This window comes from Vibrio sp. PNB23_22_6, from assembly GCF_052877535.1.
In genome coordinates this window covers 50,603-63,671 of the sequence record NZ_JBNFXP010000018.1, presented here as the reverse complement: position 1 = coordinate 63,671, position 13,069 = coordinate 50,603, and the positions used below count along the sequence as shown (strand labels likewise).

Here is a 13,069-nt window from a genome sequence, read left to right as displayed (position 1 = left end):
CTCATGTAAAAGTTTAACCTTTTATGCAAATTGAGATGACGCTCAAAACAAAATGCAACATAGCGCATAAAGAGAAACTATAATTATAAAAATACTGATGAGATACGTTGATGAAGTCTGTCCAAGTAAAAAAATATGACGCTCTGGTTGATGCTCATACTCTTACCCTTTTGGATAATTTAACTCTTAAAGTTGGAGACGAAGACACTGCGCTACACGTAACCATTTTGTCGTTCGAAAAGCTATGGCACTACATGGAAGCGCATGGTGAGCCACAAAACACATTGGAATGGCTTCAAATGGAAGCAGAAAAAATAATGACATAAATCCAAGTAGTTCATGACAAAAGCGATAGGTTTCTTTTAAATCAGAATATTTCTAACGCGACTCTAATGCTCTCACAATTCGCTAGGAAAGGGGAAATTGGTCTTAGTAACAAGAGTGAAAATGCCCGTGCGATTTGATTTGGGACAAGAGCGCCTTAGTGCTACTACTCTAAAGCACTTCTGCCCCATTCTAAGCTAGAGTTGTGCCGTGTCTCCTTTTAATGTGCGGTGATTTGGCCTATTTTTTCTTATGGTACAAAGTGTTTATCGACTTGGTGACGACTCAGATAGATAGTTTATGAGCTATTTGAGCGTTATAAGCATAGCCTGAATAATGTTAGTGTTAGGCTTCATTGAGTAATTGGGATGGAATCAAAAATGAAACACATAAAGAAGAAGTTTTTGATATTCGCTTTTTTTGCGGTTGTTCCTATCGCTTTAGCTTACGGCATTTATCCCGATTGGTTTGCATTTACACTTTTAGGTATAGAAACACTCGATAACAATATCGCCCATATTCTAAGGGCAGTTATGTGTCTTTACCTAGGCTTAGGCTTATTTTGGCTATATTCAGCCTTTAATGAGAGCTATAGAAATCCAGCATTAGTTACCATCATAGTGTTTACAGGTAGCCTTGTTATTGGACGGCTAATAAGCTTGTATGCAGATGGGCAACCCGCTCCAATTCTCATCTTATACATCGGTCTAGAGCTTGTTCTTGTACCCGTGGCATTTTGGGTTTTGCGTATGCCCGAATGATAAGTTTACAGACAAGATTAAATCACTAATGTAGTGGCTGATGAACTTGGCCTCGATATTAGTGATTTTGTTAAACAGCGACTAATCCGCTGACTGCTAATTTAGAGAAAGCAATAAGTCATTTTTGTCCAAAGGTGTGCTGGCGGGGCATGTAACGCGAAAATGCCCTCAATAAAATGAATACTATTGCTTAAAAGTCGTGCGCCACTGAACCGGCGATACATGAAAAGCAGATTTAAAGTGCTTTCTGAATACGCTGTCAGAGCCAAAACCCGCTTGCTCTGCAACTTGAGGTATCGATAGTTTCGTGGTTTCTAGTAGGCGTTGGCTGAGAACCAAACGCTGATTTTGGAGCCATTCACCAAATGTACAGCCATAGGTGGATTTAAACTGGCGTGTAAAGGTACGTTTGCTCATCGCACATCGCTCACCGACTTCATCTAGTGAATGAGACTGATTGAGAGTCTGCTCAACCTGCTCAATCACAAGGTTAATACTTGTCTCTGTGAGGGGGGGTATGTTGACTGGTGCTGGTATGTATTGTTGCTGCCCACCATTGCGAGATGGCGCTGTCACCATCTTACGTGCGAGATCATTCGCAAGCTCACTACCACACAAACGGCGCACTATGTGCAAACAGCAATCGAGTGAAGCAGCGACTCCAGCAGAGGTGATGATAGTCTCATGTTCAACAAATAGAGGGTTTGGGTCAAAATTCACCTTAGGAAATTGCTGCTGAAATTGTTCGGCAAATGCCCAGTGACTTGTGGCTCGTTTGCCATCGAGAACGCCAGCACACGCGAGAACATAAGAACCAAGGCAGAGCCCTACCAGCAGCTTCCCTTTATCATGATGCTCTATTAACGCCTCTAGAAGTCGCTCACTTGGCTCTGGCAGGTCATTTGGCCAGCTTGGAATAATTATAATATCGGCTTCTTGGATAGCACTTAAATCGCTATCTACCACTACACCAAATCCAGAGCTTGTTTCAAACTGCAAACTGTTTTCGCTACAGATCCTCAAGTTAAACCGAACCGGCTGACCAAAAAAGATATCTTGAAACACCAGACAGGGCACAGAGAGATGAAAAGCACTGATGCCTTCAAAGGCTATCATAGTAATTTTAATTAACTCGCTTGATTTGTTCATGAATGTCTCGATTTGCGCGAACGTTGACTTTCAAGACACTATCACAAAAAGTCGGAAAGTAGCATGCTAAATCGTATAGAGAAGATGACTGGTTAGTGAGTATAGAGAGGCATTATGAAAATCCATCACCTACGTAGCGCAACTTTTATCATTGAATCTGGCGACAAATTTATTCTTATTGATCCTATGCTGGGTAAAAAAGGCTCATTGCCTCCCTTTTCGGTATTTAAGGCCAAACCAGCCAGAAACCCTACCGTTGAAATGCCAAATAATGCAAAGGAATTACTTACCAAGGTCACTCACACTCTGATCACTCATAGTCGAACTTTAGGTATTAAAGCTCTTCAGCATGCAGATCATCTAGATTCAGACGGTGAGGTATTTTTAACAAGCCGTAACATTCCGGTTGCGACACCCGCCAGAGATAAAGCCTACCTCGAAAAATACGGCTTAACGATAAAGTGGGGAATTGAAGACTGGCAAACCATCGACTTTCTTGGCGGAAAACTCACGGCGATACCTGCTTTGCACGGTCATGGATGGATTCACACAGTAATGGCTAATGGTGTTGGATTTTTCTTGGCGCTTCCCAATGAGCCTTCTATTTACATTAGTGGTGATACGGTTCTAACCCATGATGTTAAACGAGCATTGAATGAGTTAAAACCCGATATCACAGTCGTCGCGGCAGGCCGTGCTCGTATGGACGTGGGTCAACCGTTATTGATGTCTATTGATGAAGTCATGGAGTTCGTTCGTCTTTCCCCTAATAAGGTGATTGCGAACCATATGGAGGCACTAAATCACTGTGCAGTGACCCGACCAATCCTTAAAGAGGTAATTGATAAAAACGGTTTGTCAGATAAAGTCCTTATTCCTGCTGATGGTGAGACCTTGGAGTTTTAGATACCTGAACTAATCCGACGACTCCCGATTTAAGTAAATAATCTAAATGATTTCTGTCCAAAGGCGTGTTACGCGACCGATTGGTGATGATGTGATGAACCTTACTGTGACGATACAATGCTTTTATCTATATCGCATTGGAAAGCTCCCAATAGTTCCTTTATCTCACACAACGCTGCGGTAGGCGTCAACTCCTTCCTTGCTATCTGTTCTTCTAACAACTCAATCTGACGCTTAGCAAGCTCAACACTCGACTTTAGAGAAACAGCATTATAAACCTCTGTGTAGCCGTGAATATCTGCAAATGCGAGGTCAATATAAGTATCCAAAGAGCTAAGTATTGTATGACCAGTCCATTGTTGTAACTGCATTTTAAACGTTTGTGTATGAAGCAGATGTTTTCGGAAATCATCTTTATCATTCACTTCTTTAGTGGCAAGAATCAGTTCCTTAAGCTTGTCTGTAATGAATGCGTGTCTCCACAAGTGCGGGTGCAATTCTCCCTCGATACCAAGCTCTTTTTTCCATGAGTTCATGTACGTTGTCCATGAATCGGCAGATAGGCGTAGACCTGTTTTTAAGCTGATAAACAGGTAGTCATGTTGGACTTTTTTCTTCCTCATGACTTTCTTGCGAACTTTGATGTAATCCGCAATCACTGATAATAACAAATGTGGGACAGGTATCTTTCGAGTGGCATTCTCGTCTTTGCGCTTTAAAGTGGTAAGAGTGAGCATACCTGTGCGTCTCGCTTCCTCGTAATCGGTCATTTTAATCAAATGAAGCTCCGACACTCGACCACCCAACTGCTCCATTGCAGTATATAACGCCATGTCTCTTCTGCGTTTGTCTTTGTTTTTCTGGGTCTTTATATGCTCCCACACACGCAAGGCATCATCTTCTGAAACAGGGTGGCGTTTCTTGATTTCATCTTTTGTTGGCACGGCTGCATGGGTGACTTTGACACCTTCAATATAACCTTTGTAGCCTTCCTGTTTGCGCTTGTAATGTTTTTCAATAGTAATAATTGAATTCGCCTTATCCTTACCAATGAAATAACTCAAATCGTGAAAGTTTTGGATAAAAAGCAAAAAATCCAAACAGGTATGCGCAATCTTTATAACGGAGTTATTCTTGCGTTTTAGTTCGCCAAGTGGTGTTCTCTCTGCCTGTAGTGACTGAACGAAAAGGGTGAATGTTGCATCAGTAAGCTGGCTGAAGCGACTCAATAATGGCTGTTTTTCAATAAAATGCACTAAGTGAATAATATCGTGGGCATACCCTCGTATCGTGTCACTTTTTAAGTTTCTCACTATCAACGCCTGGATATAGGCATTAGCTTCATAGCAAGGAGTATGATTACTGTAGGTGACAAAAGGAATATCCAGTGGCTTACGAAAGACAAGCTTCCCATCAAACCCAAGATGACTCCATTGCTCAAAGTTTTTAAGCTTACGAACCGCCATTAGACCTCTCCTTTGTCGATGTAATTCATTTGCGCCTCAATCGTTCGATTGTGCCTTCTGTAAATCTCTTGTCGTTCTTCTAATGTTTCTTTATTCGCTATTTGCTTTAGTTTAGAGCGCAACTCAATGATCATAGCGGTCAGTAAAGAATTACTGCGCTGCGCTGCATCTAACTCCGATTCAAGCTCAGAAACTTTGTGCTTTAAACCCACGACGGTTTGCTTGTTGCCTTTGGACGCTTTCTCAGCGTGATGCGCGGCTTCTATCGCCAATTTAGCGTTGATACGCAGTTCATCGAGGGATAAGAAGCCTCTTTCCAGAAGTGCTTCTGAGATGCTTTTGACCGTGTTTAATGAGCATGATGTGATATTACGCTCTTGATTCTGGTATTTAGCGATACCAGATTGAGACTTGAGCGCTTTTAGTAGTTCCTCATCATTTTTAAACTCAGCAGGGGTGGTGATGATTTCCCTTAACAGCTTTTCCGTTTCAAGTATCTTAGTTTGGTTTTTCTCTAAAACTTTCATTGTCCCAATCCTCAATCAAGGTCTTTGATTTTTAAAATTAGATTAAAGGTTTGAGTGGCATTTCCATCAGCATCTTCAATGGTAAAGAACTCTGGCTCAAGCGTGATTCGACCTTCGTCTAAAAGCTGAATAACCTCTGTTTCAATGTCCTGCTCCTTTTGAAGTTGGCTTATATGAGGGACGGTTAGATAAGACTCATCATCGTAATCTTCTGCGGCTTCACTCACTGATTCTATAGTGACTGGTATTGAGCTATCACCTGTCAGGCGTTCTGCAATGATTTTACGAACCTCTTCTATTCCGTCGAGCTTGGCAAGCTCAGAAGTGGAATCGACCACACCACGAACAATCACGCTGGCTTTAGCCCCATTAAGCACGGCCCCTGTCTCTGATTCTGATATATAGTGATATAGATGCTCCATGTCTGAATGTCCGAGCATCCAGCGCAGAGCATCCATGCCATCAAATCCCTTAGACCAGAAGAACGCCATAGCAAAGAAGCGCCTCAATTGGTGCTGACGAACATAATTACGGCGGTACTCACCGTTGTCGTACTCTACCAAGTCCGTTTCTAAGTAATCACACAAATCATCAAGGTGCGCAATATAAGTATTGCTAGAAACCTGACTTAACTGAGTACGCTTTGAATCAAGGTTGTTAAACAGAGATAGCTTTCCTTGGCATAGCTTCAACTCACTCGCTTTGATGTTAAATTGCTCCAGTTGCCAGACGAACCTTGCGATAGATAAGGGAATTGGTCTTTCTATTGTGGCATTTACCCCTTTTGAGCCAGTTTTTTTTACCTTAAATATCAGGTTGTACTCTGCTTTTGCACCATCTTTTGAAAAAGGACTTACATTAGGAGATAGGTTGCCATGTGACTTCAACTTGATTAATTCATCTTGTCTTCGAGCCATGATGGCACCCACCAAGAGTTGTATTGCACCTTGCAGTACCGAGAACAAATCAAACAGGCTCTCATTAGCTCGAATCCGCTCAAAGCGATTTTCAACGCTATCAGCAAAGCCTTGAACCTGCTTTATCCCTTTTTTCAGATATTCACTACTCAGGCAATTGATTGCATCCTTTTTAAACCAGTAACCTCGCTCCGTGCTAGACATCTCTCGATGCAACTCTTCATTCCAAGCTAGAGAGTGTCGTTGTGGGCGGAGTGTGTTGGAGTCTTTTGCCGCAGATTTGCTTCTTGCTGTAGACAGCAGCGTTAACGTTTCGTCTAGCAAAGTAACAGCACCTTTGTCGGTAGGTAGATGCTCTTTGGCAAACTCATAGCACTGACGAATTAAATTAAACACAAAGGTTGGCGGCAAGGTGCGGGTACGTCCTGCTCTTTTTAAGCTAACTAACTGGCTAATGTGACCTGAACTGACACGCCCGGACAAGATCGAAGGACTTGCCGCATCTTCACGCTCAAGGTTGGTATGAATCAATCGAATTGCTTCAATGTAGCCCGAGATAGTCTTTTGACTCGTACCTGTTGAGGTGTCTTTATTATCAACTGCACGATACTCTGAGTTTCGTTTTGGCGCTTTGAGATGAAGTTCTGCGTAATCGGGAATATTAATGCCGTGGTAAAGCATCTTACCTTTAAATAACAACTCACCCAGTACAGCACTGCTGCCAGTGTATTTTATGCCTTCTCCAGCGTGATAATAGCCTTGTTCAAAAAGCCAAGCACACGCCTTTTCTCTCTCTACTAGAAATAAGAAATTTTCATCTTGCGCAATATCTTGAATAACGTAGGGATACTTCTCTTTAAACGTATGTGCGTCTGTATCAGAAACACTTTGACAAGCGTTATTAAGCAATGCCTGAGTGCGCTTATCAACCTCATACACACCTTGAAAATTTCCATGTTCAGCGTATTTGGTCAAGATGTTCAACCAAAAGTCATCATTCACATTCAGAAGGTGATATTTTGCTAATTTCAATTCTTTCGAGTGCAGCAAGACCGCATTGATGAGAGCGATAACTTTGATAACTTTTTGATAAGCGGTTATTGGACTGATAATCTTCCCACCGTTTTCAAGTGGATTATCTGCCGCTGTGATCCAGTATTTAAAGCTGTTTAACAACTTTTGGTGTTTTTTATCCGTGAGTTTCTTTCCGTCATCCAAATACACACTATCCCAATGGATTGTTTTTGCCGTTTTACCGAATGTTATTGTCCATTTAGGTGCAGTAAATTTGGACTCCAACCACTCAGGCTGTCTGTCATCATAGCTGTAGATGCCTGTATGGAAATTCGTAATGATATCTAATGCTCGATAGTCATCATTTGCTACTGAGAAATTGATAATATCTTCAAGAGTCTCGGCACTTAGACCATTCAAAAGCGCATGGTCTAGCACGATGCTTTCAATGAGGTTAGCAATTGAGGTATTGTCGATAGCAACACTTAACATAGCAGCGCTCCCTTAATCGAGTCAGTATCTAGTTTGTTATTGGTTGCAATATCAAGCATTCCCATCAAATCATCATCAGCACTATGCTTACCTGAACTTAGGGTTTCTAAAACAAACACTGCTGATTGATACCAGTGAGCCACTATATCTAAAAAAGATTCCTCATCATCACTACTCTCAACAACAAGGCGTATCGCCATTAATAACTGCAAAAGAGAGGTGGAAATGGTGTAGGTCAACTGGTCGAACGCTAAGGATTCAGAGGTTTCATTATCAGTTGCGGTCTTTTGAACAAAACCGTGGTCGAAATGCTCTGGAATATTACTGATACCGTGATTGTTTAAGAATTCCTCAATGTCCTCTGTACTCATATTAACGGCATCAAGTCGATGCACTGAATCTTTCATGGCTTCAAGTAAAATGGCGTTCTGAAACTGACGAACCCAACGTGCATTAAAGAAGTCCATGAGTGGTTTAGGAAGATAAGAAGTCAGTAGGTTGGCATCCTTCTTTTCATGACCCAGTGCCTCAGCAACCGCATCCATTGAACGTGTTTCCAAGTAAATTTGAAAACCTCGGTGTCGTCTGATTGAGCGTAATGAATGGATGTCAGAAATGGCTTTGGCATCTTTCAAGGTGATATCACTGCTCTTATCAAAGAGCGATTTTTCTTGAAGCCAATCATAAAACTCATTTGCTGAGTGAAGAGTGTTATTGAGGTTGCTTGGGTGCACCGCATTGGTAGAAGTTGCAGTTAAAATCATCTTTCGCCAATCGTTATTCCCTTTCTGCTTCAGGTGTTCACGCGCCATGCGTGTATACTGTATCAAGAACTCTACTATAGATTTAGAAAACTGATTAAGCACTACTTCTTGCTGCGCATTGGCTGAACCTTTGCGTGATTTGTAACTGACAGCAATATGCTGATTACCCACCTGCTTGTAGCCCACCTTATTGCCTTGAGCGTCAAACAACTCCCAGCTTTGTAGCCAAGAGGGTGTTATCAAAGGATGTTCTATCACAAGCAGCGTCAAAAGAACGTTCAGTGGTGATTTGTTTGGTAAATTTAACTCTGTATTGAGTTGGCTGGCATTACCGCTAAATCCCAAAAAACTTAGGTAGCCTGTTGTGTCTTTTGCAGCGATGCCATGCGCATAAAAGGTCGCTACGGTATTGTCTAACTTATCTGCACCGACAAAGTCATTATATTGTGTATAGCCTCGCGTGCCGCTCAATGGTTTAACTAAGCCTGTGCTCTGAAAAGCTCTATTTCTCTCCTCTCGCTCTAAAAGCTCCTCAAATTTCAAGAGACACACATGCCTGATGTGCGCCATATCTCGCTCTACACGTTGCTGAATAATTAAAACCGCCTCTTCATCTTTAATTTTAAGCGGAATGTTAGCAAACCATCGAAGGTTTTCTGGCTGCGTAGCATTGCCACCAATTGAAAAGGTAGGCGCTGCCTCTTTTGGGTCTTTCCAGTCTGGAACGATGAATGGTTTGTGAGGCTCAGCAAAAACACCCGTGTTGATAAAGCACTCGGTATAATGGTTAATGGTATCTCGCCACTTAGCATGAAAATGCTTTGGGCAGTGCTGAGCAGCTTGGGAGCGCACAAATAGCACTTTAAACACCTTGTGAAAGAATAGCTGCACATGATTACGACTGAGAAGGGCTTCTATTGATAGTCCGTCTCTGCCGTTATAAACCGTGGAGAAACCCACAAAAAGTTGTCTAAGGAGTTTTAATGCCTGAGCAAGAGATGATGATTTTTGTGTAAAAGCATAGTTTTTTAGAGCAAGATGAACCTTATTGGTAAAATCTTCGCCAAAATTCACATAAAGCGTATCAAGATAAGCCTCATATTCTTTGCCTTCTTTTGATAGCACCTGCCAACCATTAAGGTAGTCCGCTTTTGTTTTATCTATATTAAGCTTTCGGAATTGAGCTAGGCAGCTCTGGGCATCTTCTGAAATTTTGTCTTTTGACAGTTTTACGTCTTCGAGAATGAGCTGCTTATCATTGGCAATGTAACGGAAAAGGTTTTTGAGGTGAGTGCCTAATCTATACCTGTTAATGATAGTGATATCATCATTGCTATAAACAAAGCCAATGAGCGACTGGAAATGTGCATTAAGTGAACTTGAATCATTCAGTATTTCCAATGCACTGTAGTTGTCTTGTCCAATCAAGTAGCAGTAAGCTGCATAAAAATTCAATGCTAACTGTATTCTACTTGGGGAGACTGAGGATTCAGCAGCAAGTGTTAGGTAGTTAGAGTATTCGACTGACAGTGCAGTTTTTAATAAAGAAAGCTCATTTAGTGCTTTTACATTCATAACCAAACCCTATAAATTGACAACTCACAACCACATTAGTTGTCATATCGATTATTGTCAATGTAGATTAAAGGTATTGATTGGCATTTTAAGTATTGCAATCCAAAAAGTTAGTTTGGTTTTGATAATTTATAATTATTGGGATTACTGGCATCTCATCTAAGAACAATAAGCCGTTATGAGCTAACGAGATCTCTCCCGGCCTTGGGATGGAGCCTCCGCCAACCAATGCCGCCATGGAGCTAGAGTGATGCGGCGCGCGAAGTGGCCTTGTCTTCCAGTTGTGTTCATTGATTTCACTTTGAGTTAGCGATGCAACAGCGGCCGTTTCCATCGCTTCTTCATCGCTCATTTCAGGTAATAAGTCACACAAGCGAGAAGCCAACATGGTCTTGCCGGTACCTGGAGGGCCAAGAAAAAGGAGATTGTGATTCCCTGCAGCTGCAATCTCCAGCGCTCGCTTACCCTGCGGCTGACCAATAATGTCCTGCAAGTCACGACTGTGTGTCTTGACCTCTTTTTTCTTAAGTGTTTGGTACAAATTTAATTGATGTTGGCCACAAAGCTCAGCACAGACTTCCAATAATGATTGAGCTGATTTGTGCTGATCTTTACCGACTAACGCCGCCTGATCGCCATTGGCATGGGGCACCACTAAACAGCGCTGTTTCTTATTCGCAGCAAGCGCCGCTGGCAACACACCTTTTACCGCTCTCAATCCACCAGAAAGCGCTAATTCACCGACAAACTCGTAACTTTTGAGCTTATCTGTCGCGATCTGCTCTGAAGCAGCCAAAATCCCTAATGCAATCGGCAGATCAAAGCGCCCCCCTTCTTTAGGCAAATCCGCTGGTGCCAGATTGACCGTAATACGCTTGGCAGGAAACTGAAAATTTGAATTGACGATCGCACTGCGAACGCGATCTTTCGATTCTTTTACTGTGGTTTCTGGTAATCCAACCAGCGTAAAGCCTGGCATCCCATTACTGATGTGAACTTCCACGCTAACTGACGGCGCTTGCACACCCACACTTGCCCGACTATGAATGATTGCCAGCCCCATAAATTCCTCAATTTTGTATACGTTATATGATCATAGATTACCTATCTGGATAGGTTATATAGCGCGTACAGATTGGAACTAAATGTGAAAAAAGAATGAGTTTTTGCTTGTCATGCAGCAGATTTGTGTGTTACCACTAGTGACGCAAACATTTTCGTAGAACATTACACAATACTTTTTAACGAAAACAGAACGACAGACAGATGAACTTAATCGCTCACATCAACTCACTGCTAGCCCTGATTATCGTGGTCATTATTGGCACCGCACGGGGTATTGTGGGCGAAGGATAACCACAAATTACAAAAAACCCCCGCACTGAGAAGTCCGGGGGTTTTTTTACAACTACACGTTGTCATCTGTCTAACCCTCAGACAGCTTAACGGGAAGAATGGGAGTGCACATGAAGTGCAAAACGCATGGCGATAGCTACGAGCCACAACGTAGCAAAGGAGGTTTACGATGACCGGTGCAGAACTAGTCGTAGCCGCTTTAAGGCAGCAAGGTATCAAGACGGTGTTTGGGTATCCGGGGGGAGCCATCATGCCAATCTACGATGCGTTGTATGACGGAGGTGTCGAGCACATCTTATGCCGTCATGAGCAAGGGGCTGCGATGGCCGCTATCGGGATGGCTCGCGCGACACAAGACGTTGCGGTTTGTATGGCCACTTCCGGCCCAGGCGCCACCAACCTTGTTACTGGCCTTGCCGATGCCTTCCTCGATTCCGTTCCTCTCGTCGCCATCACAGGTCAGGTTGCTAGCTCTCATATCGGTACCGACGCATTCCAAGAAATAGATGTGATCGGAATATCCCTAGCTTGTACCAAACACAGCTATCTAGTGACCGACATTAAAGACCTTGCCCCAACACTCGCCGAAGCGTTCGAAGTGGCAAAAGCCGGTCGCCCGGGCCCTGTGATTGTCGATATAGCCAAAGACGTTCAGCTTGCACAGGCGCCAACCGAGCTCCTGCCTCCATATATTCCACCAGCTATCCCTCAAGTGAGCGATAAAGACATCAAACGCGCACAACAAGTACTGGCCGCTTCTACCCGCCCTGTATTATACGTCGGCGGTGGTGTTCAGCTAGCGAAAGCAACAGGAGCAGTACGTGAGTTCCTACGTTTAAACCCAATGCCAGCGGTAAGCACGCTAAAAGGCTTAGGGACAATTGAACGCCATGACCCGCACTACCTGGGTATGTTGGGTATGCACGGCACCAAAGCGGCTAACCTTGTAGTTCAAGAATGTGACCTTTTGATTGTGGTTGGGGCTCGTTTTGATGACCGCGTGACAGGTAAGCTTGATACCTTTGCCCCACATGCGAAAGTGATTCATATCGATATCGATGCGGCAGAAATCCATAAGCTGCGCCACGCCAATGCACCACTGCGCGGCGATATCAATACCATTCTTCCTCAGTTAGAATTAACCCAAGATATTTCACCTTGGGTGCATCACAGTGAAAGCCTACGTAGCGGATTCAAATGGCGCTACGACCACCCAGGCGAACTTATCTACGCACCGTTATTACTTAAGCAACTGTCAGATATGATGCCGGATAGCTCAATTGTCTCAACCGACGTAGGTCAGCATCAGATGTGGGCTGCACAGCATATCCAACCGCGAGCTCCACAAAACTTCATAACCTCTGCTGGTCTTGGCACCATGGGGTTTGGCTTACCAGCTGCGATGGGCGCAGCTGTCGCTCGAGCGGATGATCAGTCTATTCTTATTTCTGGTGACGGCTCATTCATGATGAACGTGCAAGAACTCGGCACGCTGAAACGTCGTCAGATCCCCGTGAAGATTGTTCTCCTCAACAACCAGCGTCTTGGCATGGTTCGTCAGTGGCAGTCATTGTTCTTTGATGGTCGCCACAGTGAAACCATTCTTGATGACAACCCAGACTTCGTCATGCTGGCAAAAGCGTTCGATATTCCGGGGAAAACCATCACCAAGAAAGAAGAAGTCGAACCGGCGCTCAAAGAGATGCTGGAAAGCAAAACTTCATACCTGCTTCACGTTTTGATCGATGAAGAAGAGAACGTGTGGCCACTTGTACCACCTGGCGCATCAAACAGTGATATGTTGGAAAACACCTAGGA

Annotated in this window: 9 protein-coding genes and 1 pseudogene; 4 read left to right on the top strand and 6 right to left on the bottom strand. The window is 43.3% G+C overall.

Features of this window, described 5'->3' with window-relative positions; translation table 11 throughout:
• Positions 1–110: 110 nt before the first annotated feature.
• On the top strand, positions 111–326 hold the full coding sequence (locus tag ACVA54_RS14340) for a hypothetical protein (RefSeq protein WP_221071978.1): 216 nt from the start codon (positions 111–113) through the stop codon (positions 324–326).
• Between the two features lie 378 nt (positions 327–704).
• Entirely contained in the window at positions 705–1,085 is a 381-nt protein-coding gene (locus ACVA54_RS14335) for a DUF4345 domain-containing protein (protein WP_253252637.1), read from the top strand.
• A 183-nt stretch (positions 1,086–1,268) separates the two neighbouring features.
• On the opposite strand, the gene ACVA54_RS14330 is transcribed toward ACVA54_RS14335, so the two are convergent.
• Positions 1,269–2,234 carry a GlxA family transcriptional regulator gene (locus ACVA54_RS14330; RefSeq protein ID WP_446649705.1) on the bottom strand — a complete coding sequence of 322 codons (966 nt, stop codon included), beginning with the start codon at positions 2,232–2,234 and terminating at the stop codon, positions 1,269–1,271.
• A 114-nt stretch (positions 2,235–2,348) separates the two neighbouring features.
• Here ACVA54_RS14330 and ACVA54_RS14325 point away from each other — a divergent pair, with 114 nt between their 5' ends.
• Positions 2,349–3,140 carry an MBL fold metallo-hydrolase gene (locus tag ACVA54_RS14325; protein WP_446649704.1) on the top strand — a complete coding sequence of 264 codons (792 nt, stop codon included), beginning with the start codon at positions 2,349–2,351 and terminating at the stop codon, positions 3,138–3,140.
• 101 nt (positions 3,141–3,241) lie between these two features.
• Here the strand turns inward: ACVA54_RS14325 and ACVA54_RS14320 are convergent, their stop codons facing one another.
• The 5 genes and pseudogenes from ACVA54_RS14320 to ACVA54_RS14300 form a co-directional block, all read right to left on the bottom strand.
• Positions 3,242–4,606 carry a tyrosine-type recombinase/integrase gene (locus ACVA54_RS14320; RefSeq protein ID WP_446642509.1) on the bottom strand — a complete coding sequence of 455 codons (1,365 nt, stop codon included), beginning with the start codon at positions 4,604–4,606 and terminating at the stop codon, positions 3,242–3,244.
• Complete coding sequence (locus tag ACVA54_RS14315; protein ID WP_446642508.1) at positions 4,606–5,133, bottom strand: hypothetical protein; 528 nt, start codon at positions 5,131–5,133, stop codon at positions 4,606–4,608. The genes ACVA54_RS14320 and ACVA54_RS14315 overlap by 1 nt, the downstream gene beginning before the upstream one ends.
• Before the next feature lie 11 nt (positions 5,134–5,144).
• Complete coding sequence (locus tag ACVA54_RS14310) at positions 5,145–7,556, bottom strand: integrase (protein WP_446642507.1); 2,412 nt, start codon at positions 7,554–7,556, stop codon at positions 5,145–5,147.
• Positions 7,550–9,895 carry a hypothetical protein gene (locus tag ACVA54_RS14305; protein WP_446642506.1) on the bottom strand — a complete coding sequence of 782 codons (2,346 nt, stop codon included), beginning with the start codon at positions 9,893–9,895 and terminating at the stop codon, positions 7,550–7,552. The genes ACVA54_RS14310 and ACVA54_RS14305 overlap by 7 nt, the downstream gene beginning before the upstream one ends.
• 148 nt (positions 9,896–10,043) lie before the next feature.
• Positions 10,044–10,958 (bottom strand): annotated as a pseudogene (locus ACVA54_RS14300) (YifB family Mg chelatase-like AAA ATPase); the annotation flags it as partial.
• Positions 10,959–11,420: 462 nt separating this feature from the next.
• Between ACVA54_RS14300 and ilvG the strand changes: the two are divergent.
• Positions 11,421–13,067: an acetolactate synthase 2 catalytic subunit gene (gene ilvG / locus ACVA54_RS14295; RefSeq protein ID WP_099080474.1), complete on the top strand. Its 1,647-nt coding sequence runs from the start codon at positions 11,421–11,423 to the stop codon at positions 13,065–13,067.
• Positions 13,068–13,069 lie beyond the last annotated feature (2 nt).

Coding starts and splice junctions, on each gene's coding strand:
- ACVA54_RS14340 (WP_221071978.1), top strand. CDS start 111: ATGAAGTCTGTCCAAGTAAAAAAATATGACGCTCTGGTTGATGCTCAT.
- ACVA54_RS14335 (WP_253252637.1), top strand. CDS start 705: ATGAAACACATAAAGAAGAAGTTTTTGATATTCGCTTTTTTTGCGGTT.
- ACVA54_RS14330 (WP_446649705.1), bottom strand. CDS start 2,234: ATGAACAAATCAAGCGAGTTAATTAAAATTACTATGATAGCCTTTGAA.
- ACVA54_RS14325 (WP_446649704.1), top strand. CDS start 2,349: ATGAAAATCCATCACCTACGTAGCGCAACTTTTATCATTGAATCTGGC.
- ACVA54_RS14320 (WP_446642509.1), bottom strand. CDS start 4,606: ATGGCGGTTCGTAAGCTTAAAAACTTTGAGCAATGGAGTCATCTTGGG.
- ACVA54_RS14315 (WP_446642508.1), bottom strand. CDS start 5,133: ATGAAAGTTTTAGAGAAAAACCAAACTAAGATACTTGAAACGGAAAAG.
- ACVA54_RS14310 (WP_446642507.1), bottom strand. CDS start 7,556: ATGTTAAGTGTTGCTATCGACAATACCTCAATTGCTAACCTCATTGAA.
- ACVA54_RS14305 (WP_446642506.1), bottom strand. CDS start 9,895: ATGAATGTAAAAGCACTAAATGAGCTTTCTTTATTAAAAACTGCACTG.
- ilvG (WP_099080474.1), top strand. CDS start 11,421: ATGACCGGTGCAGAACTAGTCGTAGCCGCTTTAAGGCAGCAAGGTATC.